Source organism: Metamycoplasma hominis ATCC 23114, from assembly GCF_000085865.1.
Lineage (GTDB): Bacteria > Bacillota_I > Bacilli_A > Mycoplasmatales > Metamycoplasmataceae > Metamycoplasma > Metamycoplasma hominis.
The window spans coordinates 489,101-509,488 of record NC_013511.1; the positions used below are offsets into that span (position 1 = coordinate 489,101).

Annotated in this window: 14 protein-coding genes, 3 tRNA genes and 2 rRNA genes; 3 read left to right on the forward strand and 16 right to left on the reverse strand. The window is 31.1% G+C overall.

From position 1 onward, the window contains the following. Positions 1–115: 115 nt before the first annotated feature. The 5 genes from MHO_RS02230 to rpmG form a co-directional block, all read right to left on the reverse strand. Positions 116–3,011: ribosomal RNA gene (locus tag MHO_RS02230) — 23S ribosomal RNA — on the reverse strand. Positions 3,012–3,194: 183 nt separating this feature from the next. Then, positions 3,195–4,712: ribosomal RNA gene (locus tag MHO_RS02235) — 16S ribosomal RNA — on the reverse strand. Together the 16S and 23S rRNA genes form the textbook arrangement of a ribosomal RNA operon. A 276-nt stretch (positions 4,713–4,988) precedes the next feature. Continuing rightward, positions 4,989–5,576, reverse strand: a complete 588-nt coding sequence (gene nusG, locus MHO_RS05685; protein ID WP_012855673.1) for a transcription termination/antitermination protein NusG — start codon at positions 5,574–5,576, stop codon at positions 4,989–4,991. Positions 5,577–5,588: 12 nt separating this feature from the next. Beyond that, positions 5,589–5,828, reverse strand: a complete 240-nt coding sequence (gene secE, locus MHO_RS05690; protein ID WP_012855674.1) for a preprotein translocase subunit SecE — start codon at positions 5,826–5,828, stop codon at positions 5,589–5,591. Further along, on the reverse strand, positions 5,828–5,977 hold the full coding sequence (rpmG, locus tag MHO_RS03015; RefSeq protein ID WP_012855675.1) for a 50S ribosomal protein L33: 150 nt from the start codon (positions 5,975–5,977) through the stop codon (positions 5,828–5,830). Before rpmG ends, secE begins: the two co-directional genes overlap by 1 nt. Before the next feature lie 101 nt (positions 5,978–6,078). On the opposite strand from rpmG, the gene MHO_RS05695 reads away from it, so the two are divergent. Further along, positions 6,079–7,734, forward strand: a complete 1,656-nt coding sequence (locus MHO_RS05695) for a hypothetical protein (protein WP_012855676.1) — start codon at positions 6,079–6,081, stop codon at positions 7,732–7,734. A gap of 10 nt (positions 7,735–7,744) precedes the next feature. After that, the gene (gene thiI / locus MHO_RS02255; protein WP_012855677.1) at positions 7,745–8,893 is read left to right on the forward strand and encodes a tRNA uracil 4-sulfurtransferase ThiI; all 1,149 of its coding nucleotides are present in this window, start codon (positions 7,745–7,747) and stop codon (positions 8,891–8,893) included. Positions 8,894–8,943: 50 nt separating this feature from the next. Here the strand turns inward: thiI and lysS are convergent, their stop codons facing one another. Then, positions 8,944–10,410 (reverse strand): lysine--tRNA ligase, encoded by a 1,467-nt coding sequence (gene lysS, locus MHO_RS02260; RefSeq protein WP_012855678.1) that lies wholly within the window; start codon positions 10,408–10,410, stop codon positions 8,944–8,946. A 91-nt stretch (positions 10,411–10,501) separates the two neighbouring features. On the opposite strand from lysS, the gene MHO_RS02265 reads away from it, so the two are divergent. Further along, a tRNA-Arg gene (locus tag MHO_RS02265) sits at positions 10,502–10,576 on the forward strand. 44 nt (positions 10,577–10,620) lie between these two features. Here MHO_RS02265 and MHO_RS02270 read toward each other — a convergent pair. From MHO_RS02270 to MHO_RS05710, 10 genes are all read right to left on the reverse strand, one after another. Next, positions 10,621–10,845, reverse strand: a complete 225-nt coding sequence (locus tag MHO_RS02270) for a YneF family protein (protein ID WP_020002537.1) — start codon at positions 10,843–10,845, stop codon at positions 10,621–10,623. Positions 10,846–10,848: 3 nt separating this feature from the next. Continuing rightward, positions 10,849–11,754 carry an MSC_0882 family membrane protein gene (locus tag MHO_RS05700; RefSeq protein ID WP_012855679.1) on the reverse strand — a complete coding sequence of 302 codons (906 nt, stop codon included), beginning with the start codon at positions 11,752–11,754 and terminating at the stop codon, positions 10,849–10,851. A gap of 6 nt (positions 11,755–11,760) precedes the next feature. Continuing rightward, positions 11,761–13,560: a translation elongation factor 4 gene (lepA, locus tag MHO_RS02280; RefSeq protein WP_012855680.1), complete on the reverse strand. Its 1,800-nt coding sequence runs from the start codon at positions 13,558–13,560 to the stop codon at positions 11,761–11,763. Positions 13,561–13,660: 100 nt separating this feature from the next. Beyond that, positions 13,661–16,144: an endopeptidase La gene (gene lon / locus MHO_RS02285; RefSeq protein ID WP_012855681.1), complete on the reverse strand. Its 2,484-nt coding sequence runs from the start codon at positions 16,142–16,144 to the stop codon at positions 13,661–13,663. A 66-nt stretch (positions 16,145–16,210) separates the two neighbouring features. Continuing rightward, a complete protein-coding gene (locus MHO_RS02290; protein WP_012855682.1) occupies positions 16,211–16,999 on the reverse strand; it encodes a nucleotide exchange factor GrpE in 789 nt (262 codons plus the stop codon). Next, the gene (hrcA, locus tag MHO_RS02295) at positions 17,000–18,052 is read right to left on the reverse strand and encodes a heat-inducible transcriptional repressor HrcA (RefSeq protein ID WP_012855683.1); all 1,053 of its coding nucleotides are present in this window, start codon (positions 18,050–18,052) and stop codon (positions 17,000–17,002) included. It abuts the gene before it with no gap. A 126-nt stretch (positions 18,053–18,178) separates the two neighbouring features. Next, positions 18,179–18,255 (reverse strand) — tRNA-Arg (locus MHO_RS02300). A 2-nt stretch (positions 18,256–18,257) separates the two neighbouring features. After that, positions 18,258–18,332 (reverse strand) — tRNA-Cys (locus MHO_RS02305). Between the two features lie 201 nt (positions 18,333–18,533). Further along, positions 18,534–19,436 (reverse strand): hypothetical protein, encoded by a 903-nt coding sequence (locus MHO_RS05705; RefSeq protein WP_012855684.1) that lies wholly within the window; start codon positions 19,434–19,436, stop codon positions 18,534–18,536. A 19-nt stretch (positions 19,437–19,455) separates the two neighbouring features. After that, entirely contained in the window at positions 19,456–20,361 is a 906-nt protein-coding gene (locus MHO_RS05710) for a replication initiation and membrane attachment family protein (protein WP_012855685.1), read from the reverse strand. Positions 20,362–20,388 lie beyond the last annotated feature (27 nt).

Sequence of the window (20,388 nt, forward strand, 5' to 3'; positions counted from 1 at the left end):
TATTTAATGTATAAGATATATTTTATAACAAATTGTATAAAAAAATAGCCATTAGGCTATTTGTTGTTCTTTGAAAACTGAATACGACTTAATTTAGATAACTATATAGAATATTACTATTAAACCAATAAATTTATTAGTACTGGTCAGCTGAATGCATTGCTGCACTTACACCTCCAGCCTATCAACCTCATAGTCTATAAGGAATTTTAAAGGGAATACTAATCTTTGAGGGGGCTTCCCGCTTAGATGCTTTCAGCGGTTATCCCTGCCGCACTTGGCTACCCAGCTATGCTTCTGGCGAAACAACTGGCACACCATCGGTGCGTCCACTCCGGTCCTCTCGTACTAAGAGTAGCTCTCATCAATATTCCAACGCCCACATCAGATAGGAACCAAACTGTCTCACGACGTTTTGAACCCAGCTCGCGTACCGCTTTAATGGGCGAACAGCCCAACCCTTGGAACCGACTCCAGCTCCAGGATGCGATGAGCCGACATCGAGGTGCCAAACCTTCCCGTCGATGTGATCTCTTGGGAAAGATAAGCCTGTTATCCCCGGGGTAGCTTTTATCCGTTGAGCGACGGCCTTTCCACGAAGAACCGCCGGATCACTAAGTCCTGCTTTCGCACCTGCTCGACTTGTAGGTCTCACAGTCAATCACACTTCTACCTTTATGCTCTTAGATACGGTTTCTGACCGTATTGAGTGTAACTTTGAACGCCTCCGTTACCCTTTAGGAGGCGACCGCCCCAGTCAAACTACCCACCACACACTGTCCTCTTCCCGGATAACGGGAACAAGTTAGAAGTTCAATGTAACAAGGGTGGTATTTCAACGGCGACTACTCTTAAACTAGCGTTCAAGCATCAACGTCTCCCACCTATCCTACACATGTTAAATCAAACTCCAATATGAAGTTATAGTAAAGCTCCACGGGGTCTTTTCGTCTAGATGCGGGTCTCCGGCGTCTTCGCCGGAACCATAATTTCACCGAGTCTATTGTCGAGACAGTTAAGAGATAATTACTCCTTTCGTGCAGGTCAGTATTTAGCCGACAAGGAATTTCGCTACCTTAGGACCGTTATAGTTACGGCCGCCGTTCACCCGGGCTTCACATTAATGCTTCGCTAATGCTAACACCTCTGCTTAACCTTCGGGCACTGGGCAGGAGTCACCCCATATACATCATCTTACGACTTAGCATAGAGCTGTGTTTTTGATAAACAGTTCCCCCTTACTATTCACTGCGGCCCACATTTTATTGTGGGCATCCCTTCTTGCGAACTTACGGGATGAATTTGCAGAGTTCCTTGACAATAGTTTTCTCGCTCGCCTTAGAATACTCATCTTGGGGACGTGTGTCCGTTCTCGGTACGGGTTTCCTAACACTTAATGTTAGAAGCTTTTTTAAGAGGCATGAAATCATCTAATTCGCTACTCAGTTGCCCTTTTGCTATGCGTCGTAACTCCCAGTTAAGTTATGCGGATTTGCCTACATAACCCAGTTGTTACTTACCCCACAATCCAATTAGTGGTAAAATTATCCTTCCCCGTCACTCCATCACATGTTAAGAAAGTACAGGAATATTAACCTGTTGTCCATCGGCTACGCCTTTCGGCCTCGTCTTAGGACCCGACTAACCCTGGGTGGACGAACCTTGCCCAGGAAACCTTCCCCAATAGGCGTCAGAGATTCTCACTCTGAATCGTTACTCATACCGGCATTCTCACTTGTAAGCGCTCCACCAGTCCTCACGGTCTGGCTTCTAAGCCCTTACAACGCTCTCCTAACGCATTTCTGCCCGTAGCTTCGGTATTGTGTTTTAGTCCCGTTGAATTATCGGCACAAAGTCTCTCGACTAGTGAGCTATTACGCACTCTTTAAACGGTGGCTGCTTCTAAGCCAACATCCTAGCTGTTTAAGAAACTTCACAACCTTTCTCACTTAACACAATTTTGGGACCTTAGCTGACGATCTGGGTTGTTCCCCTCGCGTGCATCGACGTTATCACCGATGTACCGACTGCATAGTAATACATGATAGTATTCGGAGTTTGATTATAGTCAGTACGGCTAGGCGCCGCCATTCCATATTCAGTGCTCTACCCCCATCATTTAACACTACACGCTAGCCCTAAAGCTATTTCGGAGAGAACCAGCTATCTCCAAGTTCGATTGGAATTTCACCCCTACCCACAAGTCATCCGGGCACTTTTTAGCGTACTGCGGTTCGGTCCTCCACTTAGTGTTACCTAAGTTTCAACCTGCTCATGGGTAGATCACCTGGTTTCGGGTCTATATCAACATACTAAATCGCCCTATTCAGACTCGATTTCTCTACGGCTTCGCTTTATTCTACTTAACCTCGCATGTTGACATAACTCGCCGGTCCATTCTGCAAGATGTACGCCATCACCCATTAACGGGCTCTGACTAACTGTAAGTAATTGGTTTCAGAATCTATTTCACTCCCCTCCCGGGGTTCTTTTCACCTTTCCCTCACGGTACTAGTTCACTATCGGTGTCTGGTTAGTATTTAGCCTTACCGGGTGGTCCCGGCAAATTCAGACAGGGTTTCACGTGCCCCGCCCTACTCAGGATACTGCTAGGAGATTTATACATTTCGCTTACGGGAATTTCACCCTCTATGTTTAAGCGTTCCAACTTATTCTGCTATGTACAAATTCATTAATCCATGTCGCAGTCCTACAACCCCAACAACATGTGTTGGTTTGGGCTCTTCCCCGTTCGCTCGCCACTACTTAGGGAATCATTCTTTATTTTCTCTTCCTGCTGCTACTGAGATGTTTCAATTCACAGCGTGTCTCTTCATTCGACTATGAATTCATCGATATGATAATTGAGGATTAGCTCAATTAGGTTTCCCCATTCGGAAATCCCCGGATAACAGCTTATTTCCAGCTAACCGAGGCTTATCGCAGGTAATCACGTCCTTCATCGACTTCCAGACCCAAGGCATCCACCAAAAACTCTTGCTTGTTTAATAGTTTTGTTAATTGTATGACCTATTGTTTGTCTTATAAAATATAAATATTCTATGGTTGATCTAAACTTTGAAATATTAATTAATATATCAATGTCGATATTCAGTTTTCAAAGAACCGAGAGATAAATCTCTCAAAACTGGATACAAATATTTTTTTTCCATAACGTAGGTTGTACTCCGTAGAAAGGAGGTGATCCATCCCCACGTTCTCGTAGGGATACCTTGTTACGACTTCACCCCAGTCACCAGTCCTACCTTAGGCGGTCGCCTCCGAGGTTAGCAAACCGACTTTGGGTATTACCAGCTCCCATGGTGTGACGGGCGGTGTGTACAAGACCCGAGAACGTATTCACCGCAGCATAGCTGATCTGCGATTACTAGCGATTCCGACTTCATGGAGTCGAATTGCAGACTCCAATCCGAACTGAGATCGGCTTTTTGAGATTTGCTCCATGTCGCCATATTGCTTCTCTTTGTACCGACCATTGTAGCACGTGTGTGGCCCCACTCGTAAGAGGCATGATGATTTGACGTCATCCCCACCTTCCTCCCAGTTACCCAGGCAGTATCTCTAGAGTCCTCAACTTAATGTTAGTAACTAAAGATAGGGGTTGCGCTCGTTGCAGGACTTGACCAAACATCTCACGACACGAGCTGACGACAACCATGCACCATCTGTCACTCCGATAACCTCCACTATATCTCTATAGCTTTGCGAAGGATGTCAAGAGTGGGTAAGGTTTTCCGTGTATCTTCAAATTAAACCACATGCTCCACCGCTTGTGCGGGTCCCCGTCAATTCCTTTAAGTTTCACTCTTGCGAGCATACTACTCAGGCGGATCATTTAATGCGTTAGCTGCGTCAGTGATTCTCCACCGACTAATGATCATCGTTTACGGCGTGGACTACCAGGGTATCTAATCCTGTTTGCTCCCCACGCTTTCGTCCCTCAGCGTCAGTATAGACCCAGTAAGCTGCCTTCGCCTTTGGTGTTCTTCCATATATCTACGCATTTCACCGCTTCACATGGAATTCCGCTTACCTCTATCTAACTCTAGTTTGCTAGTATCCAAAGCGAGCCGGGGTTGAGCCCCGGGATTTAACTCCAGACTTAACAAACAGCCTACGAACGCTTTACGCCCAATAATTCCGGATAACGCTTGCGACCTATGTATTACCGCGGCTGCTGGCACATAGTTAGCCATCGCTTTCTGACAAGGTACCGTCAGTCTGCAATCATTTCCTATTGCAAATGTTCTTCCCTTATAACAGCACTTTACAATCCGAAGACCTTCATCGTGCACGCTGTGTCGCTCCATCAAGCTTTCGCTCATTGTGGAATATTCCCTACTGCTGCCTCCCGTAGGAGTTTGGGCCGTATCTCAGTCCCAATGTGGCCGTTCAGTCTCTCGACCCGGCTAAACATCATAGTCTTGGTGGGCCATTACCTCACCAACTAACTAATGTTCCGCACCCTCATCTTTTAGTGGCGCCTTACAGCGCCTTTCACAACGGAACCATGCGGTTCCATGCGTATCCGGCATTAGCCATTGTTTCCAATGGGTATTCCAATCTAAAAGGTAGATTAAGCACGTGTTACTCACCCATTCGCCGCTAGGTTATTGCTAACCTCGCTCGACATGCATGTATTAGGCACACAGCCAGCGTTCATCCTGAGCCAGGATCAAACTCTTATAAAAAAATTTGAATTGGTTGATTATAAATAAAAAAATAAATTGACGTTAATGGTATTCGTATCCAGTTTTCAAAGAACTATCTCGTTGTTTCAAAACAACCTTTAAATATTATATACACTTTTTTTTATTTTTTCAAAAAAAATTAAATTTTTTAGCGATATAAAATTGCTGTTTTAAAACAGAAAAGTAAATATGTATATATTATAATTGTTTTATTTTTTAAATAATAAAAAAATCAGGATTTTTTCCTGATTCTAATATCTATTCATTATTTTATTGTTAACCTACTATTTCTAGATCTGCATAATCAAATTCAGTTGGAACTTTTCTACCAAATTGTTCAATATTAACAAAGGCTTTTTGGGTAATATCATTATTTTTAATTATTTCGCCAACTTCATCTTTGAATATTCCACTAGAAATTTTTACTAAAGCCCCTTCTTTAAAAGCAGTTTCAATGTCCCCTGCTTTAAATTTAGCTAGCAACATTGCTTCTTTATCAATCATTAATTGGAATTTTTTATCACTTATTTGGGTTGGTTTTGTTTTGTTACCACTTGAACCAATTAGCCCGGTTACATATTGAGTATTTCTAACAAGATATCATGTATCATCAGTCATTGCCATATTTAAAAAAATATAACCTTTGTACATATTTACAAATTTAACAGTAAATTCTTCGTTTCTTTGCTTCTTTTCTAATTCTTTATTTGATAGATGGGGTTCTTTAAACATCCTTATATCTTTAAAATATTCATCCATTCTTTGAGCAGCAATTTTATTTTTTAATGATTCTATAACATTTTCTTCTTTGCCTGAAACTGTTGAAATCATATATCATTTAAAATCATTATTTGTTAATTCCATATTCTTTCCTTACTAAGCCTTTATTCCTACTGAATTTCATAAACTACTAAATCCAAGGGTTATTGCAAAACAAAATGCAGCCATTAAAACTAGAAATAAAATTGTAATACCAAATCATTTTCAAGATTTTGCAGATTTTGGCCAGATAACTCTCTTTATTTCCTTTATTCAATTTCGAAATGTATATAGCTTAACTTGGCCTTTTTCTGCTTTTGCTTGCAATTTAGCTTGTTTTTTTTGTTCTCTAGTCATTATTTTTCCTCTTTGTGCAATGTTTGTTGATTACAAAATTTGCAAAATTTGTTAATCTCTAGTCTCTTTTCATTGCTTTTATTTACCGAGTAATTTTTATGCAAACATACTTGGCAGGCTAATGTAACCTTCTTTGACTTTGTATTCATAATTAGATATTATAATATATTAATTTCAAATTTTCAATCATTTTTAATAGTAATTTATATTAAATAATTGTTGCGTAAGAAATTTTATATAATTTTAAAATATGAGTAAATGAGCAATTTTGTTTTTAGTAATCTTAATTATGCTAATTGCAATGTATTTAACATTTATTTTTTATTATTTTATAAAAATATATCCCCAAGTTTTGAAATCAAAATTGGATAATTTTATTAATAAAATTTGAACATTTATTAATAAAGCAAAAAATTCTTATGACAAAATTTGCCAATTAAGTTTGAACAATGATGAATGTAAGGAACTAGAAAAACAAATTGGAATTAATTTGCATGAAGTTTGTAGTTTATACAAGGCATGTAAAATATTAAAAACCAAAGTAGACGATATTGTTTTTTTGCATATGAACAAGCATGCTTTTTGGCATTTAAAATGCACAATTCTTATTAAAAAGAAATATAAAGAAATTTATTTTAAAAGACTAGAAATTTTTAATTTACTTGAAACCATCTTTAAAAAAGTCGCAGAAATTGATAAAAAAAGTGGAAATATACAAAAAATCGTAAATAAATACAAAGTTAGTTTAAATGATTTATCAAATATAATGGCAGGCGAACATGAACATTTTCCTCAACACTTTATTGATAATTTAAAAGGCAAAAAAACAATTATACAAAAAAAATTAGTTGATTTTAATAATGATGAATATCTAAAATGAAACGAAAAAATATTAAAGCAAAATTTATTAGAAATTAAAAATTTAATCATTGAATATGCAACTTTTTATTTTAAGTTTAAAAACAATTACAAGAATTTAAATTATATTATTGAAAAATACAAAAAAAATCAACAGCTTATTAAAGAATTAAATAATATTAAACTAGAACAATTAATAAAAGAAATGTTGGAAAAAGAATTTAAATTTAATTATGAGATAGAAGTTGAAAAAATAAAAACTTTGATTAACAAATGTCAAAATTCAAAAGATATTTCAAATATTGAACAAATCATTAATAAACTATTAGCTTTGATAAATACAACTAGTATAAAAATATATAACTATATTAAAACCTTTGCTTTTCATTTAAAAATACAAAATAATATAAAAAAAATCATTGAAAAAATTGATGTTCAAAATAAAAAAATTTCTGATTTCTTTGCAAGCAAAACTAAAAAGAATTTACTAAAAAGTGAGTATTTTAACGTCTATAAGCCAATATTGAATAGCTTTATAGATATTAAAAATAATAATTGAATGGATATAGTTGAATTTATAGAGTTGAAGGGATGATTAGAATCCTTATTGAATTTGTTGAAGATTCAAAATAAAATAATAAATAAAATAGACGAACAAGAATATCAAAACAATCAAATTGAATTTTATATTGAAAACTTTAAAAGATTAACTGCCAATATAAAAGTATTAAACATTAATTTAAATCCAATAGACATTGAAAACATAAATAGTTTATTTACTTTTATTTATAAATTCAAAAATAATAATTTTTCTGCAAACGAATTGAATGACTTTTTAAGTTATTTATCTAATGAAATAAATTTTTTAAATTGCAAAATTCAATATTTTTTAATAATTAAAAATGTAGAATTTTCTTTAAGAAAAGACGTAAGTGAAAATTCAAACGCCCAAAATTTGTTTAATGAGTTGCAAAAACTTAAAGGTTATAATGATGATAAAAAAGCAATTGATTTAATATATGATTATATAGAAGAACAATACAACTAATGGAGTAAAAATGGACTACAATAAAATTTTAATTAGATATGGCGAATTGACTCTTAAAGGCGAAAATAAAAAGGATTTTATTAGGCAATTGCATAACAACCTATCTTGATATATAGAAAAATCAGAAATCAAAACCGAATATGATCGGGCATTTGTTGATTATTCGCAAAAGAACTTAGACTGCTTAAAATATATTTTTGGAATTTCTTCATATTCACCTGTATATGAAACAGAAACTAGCCTAATCAATATTGAAAATATAGTAAAAGAAATAATTAGCAAAAAACAATTTGATAGTTTTGCAATAAATGCGCGAAGACACAACAAGAATTTTTCAATGACTTCAAGTGAATTAAATATGTATTTTGGGGGTATTGTTTTAAAACAAATGCCTGACAAACAAGTTAAATTAAAAAATCCTGATTTAACTATATATATTGAAATAAGAGATCAACGTAGCTTTGTTTTTTGCGATTATTTTGACGGCTTAGGTGGCATGCCGGTATTAAGTTCTGGAAAATGCATACATCTAATTAGTGGAGGTATTGATTCACCTGTAGCAGCGAATTTATTACAAAAAAGGGGCTTAAAAATAGTGTTTTTAAATTTTATTACCCCTCCTCAAACTGATGAAAAAACAATTGCAAAAATAGATGAAATTGTTAATATATTAAAAAAATATCAAGGCAATGCTATGTTATATCAAATTAACTATAGCAAAGTGATGGAATACATCGGTCTTATAAGCAATCAAAAATACAAAATAACTTTAATGAGAAGATCATTTTATAGAATAGCAAATCTTATTGCAAAAAAAGAAAATATTAAAGCAATTTCAAATGGCGAAAATTTAGCCCAAGTTGCCTCTCAAACTCTTGAATCTATTTATACTATCTCCGAAGTTTGTGATTTGCCTATTTTTAGACCTTTAATTTCTTTTGACAAAAATGAAACTATTGCTATAGCAAAAAAAATTAACACATTAGATGTTTCAATAGTAAGGGCGTGTGAAACATGTGAATTATTTGCTCCTAAAAATCCAGTAACCAAGCCTAATAGGCAAGAAGCTTATAAATTAGAAGAAGAAGAATTACCTCTAATAAAAGAATTTGAAAATGAATGCATTGAGAATGCTATTATAAAAAAATATTCAATATAATCGTTTAAATGTTTAATAAAAAAAGGTTTGATTGAACAAACCTTTTTTTATTATTTTAAATCTTTTAATTGAGGAAATAAAACTACATCTCTAATTGAATCATTTTGAGTTAATAGCATAATTAGACGATCAATCCCTATACCAGAACCACCTGTTGGAGGCATTCCGTATTCCAAAGCATTAACAAAATCTCAATCAATTTCATTTGCTTCTTCATTGCCGTTTTCTTTTTCTAACAATTGATTTTCAAAACGTTGCAATTGATCAATTGGATCGTTTAATTCGGTAAACATATTTGCAAATTCTTTTGTTCCAATAAATAGTTCAGCACGTAGTGTAAATCTTTTATCATCAGGGTCAATTGCTGCAAGAGGAGAAATTTCAATTGGGTGTCCATATACAAATGTAGGTTCTATTAATGTTTCTTCAACATATTTTTCAAATAACTCATTGATAATGTGACCATATCTAAAGAATTTTTCAATTTTAATACCATGTTTTTTAGCTAATTCAAACATTTGTTCTTCATTTAATTTTCTAATGTCAACATTAATTTTTTCCGATATAGCATCAATCATATTGACTCTCTTAAATGGAAAATTAAATGTTATATCAAAACCATTAAATTTAACTTCTTTAATGTTGAATTTATTTATTAAATGTTTGAAAACGCCTTCAGTTCTTTCCATCATTCCTCATAAATCTGAATACGCTTCGTAAAATTCAATTGAGGTAAATTCTGGATTATGAGTTGTATCTACGCCTTCATTTCTAAATATTCTACCGATTTCATAAACTCTATCTAATCCACCAACAATCAATTTTTTTAATGGCAATTCAGTTGCAATTCTTAAATAAAAGTTTCTATTAAGTGCATTATAGAAAGTAATAAAAGGTTTAGCAGCTGCGCCTCCTAATATTGGGTTTAAAATTGGTGTATCAACTTCAATGTAATTTAAACTATCAAAATATTCTCTAATGCCTTTGATAATTTGGGTTCTCATAACAAATGTATTTCTTGTTTTTTCATTCATTATTAAATCTACATAACGTTGGCGACGTCTTTCTTCAGGATCAACTAAACCATGAAATTTATCAGGCAACGGTTTCAATGATTTTGTCAATAGAACTATGTCTTGAGCCTTTATAACCAAAGCATCAGTATTAGTTTTTGACAATGTTCCTCTTACACTTAAAATATCACCGAAATCCATTAAAGAAAAGGTTTTTGCAGAAGACTCATTCAATGTTTTTTTGTTTGCATAAATTTGCATTTGTCCACAATTATCTTGCAAAACAATAAATGGGCCACGAATAGTCATAATTCTTCCGTTAAATACAAATTCTAGATTTTGTTTGTCAAGATCTTCACGGCTTAAATTTTTATATTTTTCATTTAACTCTTTTGAATTCGCTGTTGGTTTTATAGTTTTATGAAATGCTTGTAAATTGTTTTTTTCTAATTCAGCAATTTTATTACGTCTAATTTCTTCTTGTTCACTAAGTTTTCTTTCCATAAATATTTATCACTTTCTATTTCTTAAAATATCAAAAAAATTATATATTATATGCTTTATTTTTTTTATAATTATTAATGCATAATTGCGTGGTCGCATAGCTCAGTGGAAGAGCACGAGCCTCCTAAGCCCGGGGTCGCAGGTTCAACTCCTGTTGCGATCGCCATTTTTTTATACATTTTTAATTAATTAAAAATAGTCCAAAAAGGACTATTGGGCATTCTTCATAGAACGCATAACTTGTCTGATTTGTGCTTCCGAAGCTTTTCTTCCCATTTGTTGAAACATTACACGAATCATTTTTTCAGTAACTGGTGGATTTTCTTTTAATTGCTTCTTGAATTTTTTTTGGGTTATATATACCGCAATTATTCCACCAATTATGGCAGTAATTATTGGTAATATAACTAATAACGCTATTCCTCAACCTTGCATATTCTACTTTCCTTTCAATACTGTCTTCTTTAAAATAATATATATTATAAAGGGCAATACAATTAAAACTGCGATACTTATAAAGAAAATTTTGGCATAAAATATGTGAGCTTTTCTTTTACTTTCATCAAGTTCAACAAAATTCATTCCTTGTTCATTGCCAAAGAACGATTGGATGTCCACCATTCTTTTCTTTTTAAAAATTGTACTGAATATAAATAATATTAAAACTATTCCAATTATACCACATAGTATGTAAATTAGTATTTCGGGTTTTGGAAAAGTATTATGAATTCATTTTTGTCAATCCAATAAACCCCATTTTGCATCTTTTAAACCTCAAAAAATACCTATAAACACACCGATATAAAACACAATAGCAACAACTGCTCATGTTTGTCTTACTTGTCTTATCATTAATTTCTTATAAAGTAAGGCAATAAATGGCGGTGTTGATGTCGCACCATTTTTAATTGTAATCCTATACATATCTATGCTTTTATGTATTCCTGAAAGTTCAATCAATTCAATAATAAATCTAGTTAACGAAATTACTATAAATATTGCCGGAATAATATATCAAGCCCATTTTATTTTAAAATCTTTTGCATTAGAAAAATTGAATAAATTTGGTCAAAAGTAAAGCAATAATATTGCTATAACGCTCAAAAGAAGGATACCAAAATTTCAAAGTATTGATATTTTTTTAATATTCATTTCTCTTTGAAAAACTGAATAAATTCCATTAGGAATTATTTTCTGAGGATCTTTTATTTTATAACTTAATTGTTGCAAATTTTGAGTATTCATTGAATCTTCTACCATGTGATTTTCAAAGGTACGTGTTGGAATTTCAATGTTTTTACTACTATCGCTATTATTTCCTGTTGTTGTGGGTTTAATATCCATTATTTTCTAATCCTTTCGAGAATCATCTGTTTTTAATATTGCCAAAAATGCCTCTTGTGGAACTTCAACGCTTCCTATTTGTTTCATCCTTTTTTTACCTATTTTTTGTTTTTTTAATAGTTTTTGTCTTCTTGTAACGTCACCACCATATAACTTAGCTGTAACATCTTTTCTATATGCCTTAATTGTTTCTCTTGCTATAATTTTAGCACCAATTGCAGCCTGAACGGGAATTTCAAAATTTTGTCTTGGTACTACTTCCTTTAGTTTTTCTGTTAATGCTCTACTTTTATTATATGCTGAATCTCTGTGAACAATCATTGCTAAGGCATCAATTTTCTCACCATTTAATAAAATATCAACCTTTACTAAATCGCTTTCTCTTAAACCAATGTAGTCATAATCAAATGAAGCATAGCCTTTTGAATAGCTCTTCATTAAATCAAAGAAATCAAATATTATTTCATTTAAAGGCAATTCATAAATCAATAATCTACGTGTTTCATCTAAATATTCAATATTTACATATTTGCCACGTTTAGATTGACATAATTCCATAATTGGGCCCAAATATTCTTCGGTTAGCATTATGTTAGCCTTAATATAAGGTTCCTCTATCATTTTTATATAACTTCTATCTGGAAATAGTGATGGATTTGTAATATATTGAACATCTCCATTAGTTAGTGTTACAACAAACTCAACTGAAGGAGCAGTAGCAATAATATCTAAATTAAATTCTCTTTCGAGTCTCTCTTGAAGAATATCCATATGCAATAAACCTAAAAAACCTATTCTAAATCCAAATCCTAGGGCTTTTGATGTCTCTGGTTGTCATACCAATGAAGAATCAGATAAACTAATTTTTTCTAGGGCATCTTTTAAATCATTGTAATCTCTAGTATCAACGGGATAAAATCCGGTATAAACAACTGGTTTTATTTTTTTATATCCTGGCAATGGTTCAGGGCATTGGTTTTCAAATAATGTGACAGTATCACCAACTTCAACATCTTTGATATCCCTTATTGATGCTGAAATTCAACCAACTTCGCCAGCTTGCAATTCATTTTTTTGAACTTCATTAGGGTTTTTAACGCCTAATTCAGTTACTAAATAATGCTTTTTTGTTTGCATAAAGTAAATTTCGTCGCCTACTTTTACTTTGCCGTCAAACAATCTCACATAGATAACAACGCCACGATAATTGTCAAAATAGCTATCAAAAATTAAAGCTTGCAATGGTTTATTTGTATCTGCTTCTTTAGGAGCAGGAATTTTGTTTATAATTGCATCAATTACCTTATCAATATTTAATCCTGTCTTTGCAGAAATCATAATTGCGTCAGAAGTATCAATTCCAATCATGTCTTGAATTTCTTTTTTTACTCTTTCAGGATCTGCACTAATTAAATCTACCTTATTAATAATAGGAACGATTTCTAAATTATTTTCCATAGCCATATAAACATTAGCCAATGTTTGTGCTTGAATTCCTTGAGTTGCATCAACTAGCAACAATGCTCCTTCACATGCAGCAAGTGATCTACTAACCTCATAAGTAAAATCAACATGACCTGGTGTATCTATCAGGTGAAAAATGTAATCTTTATATTTAATTTGAATAGCATTTAATTTAATAGTGATTCCACGTTCTTGTTCTAGTTCCATTGAATCTAAAATTTGAGGTTTTGCTTCCCTGGCTGAAATTGTATTGGTAAATTCCAAAATACGATCAGCTAAAGTACTTTTACCGTGATCAATGTGTGCTATTATTGCAAAATTTCTTATTTTTTCGTTTGTCATATTATTTTAAATTATATTTAAAAATGTCATACATTTAAAGAAAAATAAAAAATAACCATAAATTAGATACATTTATTAAATATCTCTATGGTTATTTTTTTTAATTATTTTTTGTTTCTTTGGCACCAAATATTTGTTCAAATATTTCGTCATAATAATGAACTGGCACAAATTCAACAACATTTTTAACTTCAGCAGGAACATCTTTTAGATTCTTATAATTATCATATGGAATAAAAATCTTTTTAATACCAAATTGAGCAGCCGCCAATGATTTTTCTTTTAAACCACCAATTGGTAGAACTTTTCCACGCAATGTAATTTCTCCAGTCATACCGATATTAGCAGGGACTGGTCTTTTAGATAAGGCACTAATTATTGAGGTTGTGAATGTTACTCCGGCACTTGGACCATCTTTTGGAATAGCACCCGCTGGAACGTGAATATGAATTGCTGTATTTTCAAAATCAAAGTCAATATTAAATTTGGCGGCGTTTGCTCTTACATAGGCTAATGCAATTTGAGCAGATTCACGCATAACATCTTTTAGTTGCCCTGTCATTTTTAAGCCTTCTTTTCCAGGGAATGTTGTAACTTCAATAGCTAGTGTTGAACCACCAAAACTTGTATATGCTAGCCCATTAACAACACCAATCTGTGCTTTATTTTCGTTTTCATCATCATCGAATTTAATTGGCCCTAAAAATTCAATTACAACTTCTTTTGTAACAACAAAACTATCGTTGATTTTTTTATCAAGAATTTCGACAACAATCTTTCTTGCTATACTATCTAAAATACGTTTTAATTCACGAACTCCACTTTCCCTTGTGTAGTAACGAACTAAAAATTCTAAAACTTCGTCAGAAATTTGAAATTGTTCAGGATTTAAGGCATTTTGTTCATACACTTTTGGAAGTAAATGTGATTTAGCAATTTCTACTTTTTCTTTAGTAGTATATGTTGAAAGTTCAAGCAATTCAACACGATCAATTAGTGCTGCTGGTATTGAATCATAGTAGTTAGCAGTAGCGATGAATAATACTTTTGATAAGTCGTATTCTAAATCCAAGTAGTGATCTTGAAAATTAACATTTTGTTCAGGGTCTAATACTTCAAGCATTGCACTTGTTGGATCGCCTCGAAAATCTGATGACATCTTGTCAATTTCATCTAACAAAATGACTGGGTTTGAAACTCCGGCTTTTTTAATTGCTGATATTATTTTTCCAGGCATTGCCCCAACATAAGTTCTTCTGTGTCCTCTTATTTCGCTTTCATCCTTAACACCACCCAATGAAACCTTTATAAATCTACGATTTAATGATTCGGCAATTGATTTAGCAAGTGTAGTTTTACCAGTTCCTGGGGGACCAATTAATGTTAGAATAGGAATATTATTTACTGGTTTGTTTGTGGTTTGACCCGTTTTATGAACGAATAATTTAGTATCAATAAATTCTTGATCATTTCCTTTTATTGGTAAATATTCAGTTTTTTCTTCCTTGATTTTAAGATGAGTTAAAACCGAAATAAATTCAAGAATTCTTTCCTTTGGCTTTTCAAGTCCATAGTGATTCTTATTCAATACTTCTCTAACTTTGTTAATATCAATTAATTCTTTACTTACTTTTCTTCAAGGTAATGCCAAGATTAAATCAATATATGTTTTAGATATATTAGCTTCCGGGCTAGATGGCATCATTGAGGCCATTCTTGATTGTTCAGATCTTAACGCTTCTAGAACATATTCAGGATATTGTTCTTTTAAAGTACTGTCTTTTTCAATGTCGTCAGCAGATTTTCCACCTTCATCATCCTTCAACATTTTTCTAATTTGACGCATTTTTTCTCTTAGGAAGAAATCTCTTTGTTGGTCTTCCATATCTTCACGTAAATTACTATTAATTTCGTTTTCTATTTTTTCAAATTGAACTTGTTTATTTGCCTTTTTAATTAGTTCATTGTATCTAGCTAAAACGTCATTGCTTTCAATTAAAGAAAGAAGTTCATCACTCAAAAAGTACTTTTTCAAAAACTTTATAAGTTGTCATGATTCAGTTTCATATTCAACTAATGATTGTTTAGGTTTGTTAGTTTCAAATTCTTTTTCTAAATCTCGAAATAAAACTGTTCCTATACCTTCGTTAATAACTTGTTTAGATAGTGAGAAGAACTTTTGTCTTATTTCTTCAATTTTTGGTAAATATGAATCATATGAATTGACTTGAATAGGCGAAATATCAACATAAAAATTGTCCTCACTATTTGTTGATTTTTCATCAACTATTGAGATTTTATTAATATTAACCGGTTCTTTTGCCTCTAAATTAACATGATAAATTCCTGATTCTTCACTAATGTTAGTAATATTAGCAAGTACGCCTACAGGAGCAATATCATTAATTGTATGTTCCTCATTTGATTGTTTATAATTTGGATTTAAAAACGTAATAACTATATTTTTATTTCCATTAAAAGCCTTTAATAAAGCTGACACTGATTTAGCTTTTCCAACTCTAATTTTGTCAGAAGTATATGGAATAATAATCTGATTTTTTATTGCTATATAAGGTAATTTCATTGTTATCTCCTTAGAAAAATGAATTAATTATTTAATATTTTATATTAAATGTTGTTTTTTATTAGTTTATTTACTAATTATTACTGAGGCAGGTTTTAAAATTCTGTTAAATAATGAATAACCATTGCTCTTTACTTCAAGAATTGTGCCAGAAGGTTCTTTAGATTCAATGCTTTCAGTAATTTGTTGACATTCAGGGTCGAATAAATCTCCTACTTTTGGTTCAATTATTTTTATTCCGTTATCTAACATTAAATTTTCAAAATCATTCTTAAGCATATCAAAGCCTTTTGCAAAATTATTAACAGCGATATTATCAGATTTTTTTGCAAAATTTAAAGCACTGTCATATTTTGTATATATCTTAATGAACTCTTCTAAAAAGTCTTGTAGGGCATATTTTTTTAATTCTGTTTTTTGTTGCAATAAATGCTCATCATTTTTTTGACGATGTTCATTTATTTTTGATTGTGCTTTTGCTTCCAATTCAATTACTTGATTTTTAAATAAAATTTCTTGTTGTGTCTTTTCTTGTTTTATTTTTTCATTAAGTTCGCCTAATTCCAAAAAATTTAGTTGCAATTTCTTAATATTTTCATTTAATTCTTGATTTTTAGCAAAAACTTCTAAATACTTAGGACTTGTTTTTTGAAAATCAATAATTATTACTTTAAAAATTTCATTATCAATTTTTAAAACTAACTCACCTTTTTCGTTTTGCTTTCCTTCCAAGATAGTTTTTTCAATATTTTTATCTAAATCAAAGCCAACAAATCCCTTATATTCAATTTTTTCATTTTTGTTAATTTTTTTAATACACTCTATATAATCATATTTTGAAATATTTTGACTCATTTATTCTCCTTTTTCTTCTTCTTTTTTAATAATACCTTCAAATAAATTTATTGCTTCTAATGATTCTTCAACGTCTAAATTTTTAGGACCTAATATACTTATTTCTTTAATATTTTTATGATTAATAAATTGAATTCTTTTTGAAATAATATTTAAATTAGGATGTGAAAAATCTAGTTTTATATTTTTTTCTTCATCAAGATTATTCTCAATTGCTTCTCAAACTGAGTGGTTTTCAATTAATTCTAATGTCTTAGCGATCTCTTCTCTGCTTATTTGTTCTGATAATATTATTACATTTTTATTAAACGATTTATTCTCCAATTTTTCTTCAAAACAAAAAATATTTTTGATAAATTTCTGCATTATTAATTCAAAATGTTTAACTTGTGTAGATAATATTGGGGCTAATGATTCAGTTTTTTTAGCAAGATTAATTAATGGAGTATCAATCAATCTTTCTTTAAATAATCTAATTGCAATCCTTAAATCATTTAATTCAATCCCACTTTCAAACTTAAACATTTTGTTTTGAACATTTCCTGAACTTGTAACAATAACAACAACTGCAGATTCTTCATCAAGCGGTGTCAACTGAATACTTTTCAATAATTCAGATTCATTGTTTGAAGTTGCAACTACGGCAAACCCTGCCATTTGGCTAACGACATTTGCTGCTTCTTCTAATGTTGTGTTGATGCTTAACCTACGCTTAGATAAAAGATCTTCAAGTTTTTCATTGAAATATTTTTTAGCATTATAAAGTAAATTTTTTGTATAGTATTCAAGACCTTTTGAAGAAGGAATTCTTCCCCCTGAAACATGTTTTTTTTCTAAAAGACCTAGTTTTTCTAATTCTGCCATTGCGTTTCTTATAGTTGCAGAGCTACAAGATAATTTAAATTTTTCAACTAATCTTTTTGATCCTACTGGTTCGCCGGTTTTAATGTACATTTCAACAATGTATCTAAAATATTTGATTAGTTTCTTATCATAATTATTGCATATAATTAAAGACTTATTTGTGCTTGTGTCAGAAGAATTTTGCCCCATGATTGCCTCTTTCAAAAAAATTTTAGCACATTTTAGCACTTTAATGCGTTAATTGCTAATTTTTTGAAAATTAATAGTTTAAAAAAACTAGGGTTTAACCTAGTTTTTAATTCAGTTTAACTGATATGGCGCGCCCGGCAGGAGTCGAACCCGCAACCTTTTGGGCCGTAACCAAACACTCTGTCCAATTGAGCTACGGGCGCATTGGAGCCACCAACCGGATTCGAACCGGTAATAAAGGTGTTGCAGACCTATGCCTTGGCCGTTTGGCTATGGTGGCAACACTGGCATGCATGTTTGCATATAGAATTATAATACATTTTATAAATTTTTAAAATAAAATTAGTAAAGAAAAAAGCGCAAGAGGGGACGCTTTAATACTATATATTTTCTTTAAATATGCAATAATTATATTATTTTTTTTAAAAAAATAGTTTTTTATTATTTTTAAATGCTTTATTTTAAACAAAAATTAATAATTTTAGAATGAAATGAACTTTTTCATTAATCTTAAGACTGTCAATTTAAGCAATGATTCAATCCGAGTTATGCCATCATTACCAGGCATTTTATTAAATATTATATGTTGCTTCGAAGAAGTAAAATCTATAGGTGAGCTCATAAAAGTGATTTTATTTTTTTGTTCACGTTCGCTCAATATATTAAATATGTTTGTAATATACCATTCCGGTTTGACTCCGATTGCAAAGCGATCTATGAATAAATAATCAACAGAAATTAAGTTTTGAACAATTGAATTAATTTCTGATGAGTTTTTTAAATTATTAGACATGAATTCAAACAAATTATTGTTGTCAACAAATGCTACGCTTTTGTTTTTCTTAGTACCAAATAAAAATGCTAAAAATTTTAAAATATTTCTTGCATTAACAAGATTTTGATCAATAAGTAACAATCCCTGATTTGATTTCATCGAAGTAATATCTTTGATTTCATTTTTTAATTCAGGTGCAAAATTTTCTAATGATTGGTTTGTATTCAATACTATATATTGAGGTTTCTTTGCTTTTGCATTATTAAAATAATAAATTCATTCATTATCCATGCTTGTTATATTTGTGAGTCAAAAGTTATTCATTTCTTTTTGCTTTCTAAAAAAACCATCGTTACTTAAATCAATTTGCAAAATTCCATTATCATCAACGAAGAGGGTTCATGTTGGAAGTTGTTTATGCATTTCAATATAGCTATAATATTTTTGCAAGTAATTCATTCCTTTTTGGATTTGTTTAGAATTTAAATTCAATTTTTCAATAATTGCTTTTACATTTGGATCGGCTAAAATTTTTGTTTTTTCAGCCTCTAAATCAATATTTTTCAAAAGAGAATTTTTAAATAATTCATCGAATATTTTGTTTTCCATTTTTTTGCTTTCTTATTTTTTAGTTAGTTCAATCATGTTCGTTGGCAAGATCTAAAAAACAATTTAAATCTTCTCTAGTAACTGATTCATCTTCATTTTTTTTGATATTTTTTAACTCTTTATTTGCATTTTGTTTTATTAAATAAACATTTTCTAATTCTTGATCAATTCTTTCAGCATCGTATAGATTTCTATGGCTAAAATCTTCGGCTATTTTTTCAATATATTTGCATACAACTGAATGGTTAATTTTAATTGAATAATAAATGAAGGCATTTATTGAAAAATTATTGAATTTCATTCTTTTCAATTTTCTAATCATTTCATTTTGGCTAAAACTTAAATTTGTTTTTGTATATTGACTAATAAATTGTTCGGGTTCTATCTTATCCTTTAATTCATCTAGGGTAATTGAATTAAAATTTAATTGTTCATTTTTTATATTTAAATCAATTACGTTTTCTAAATTAAATACTTCATAAAATTTTTTAGAAACATCATTAATTGTTGTTTTGTCAAATTGATAATTTGCATTTAATTTTAATAATTCTTCATATCTTGATTTAGTAATTAATTTGATTAACATATTAGAAATAATTTTATTGTTGCTTATTTCATTTGCATTCAAAGGAGCATTCAAACTAAAAATATAAACACCATCTTTATTTAAATAACTTTTTAGTAAGCTTAATGCTTCTAGTTTGCTACGACATTCCTCAAATTCTTGTTCATTTAATAATAAAATATCTTTAATTTCAGAAAAATTAAAAAGTTTATTTTTTGTATAAATATTTTTTAAATTATATAAAAATTGGTATAGAAATATGCTACTATGGCCTAAAATCGGAGCATAAAAAATTACTAGATTTTTAAAATCGTTTTGTGTAATTTCCCTTTCGCTTTCAATAAAAAAATTTTCAACCATATTTAGCCCCTTTCTAATTAGTCGTGT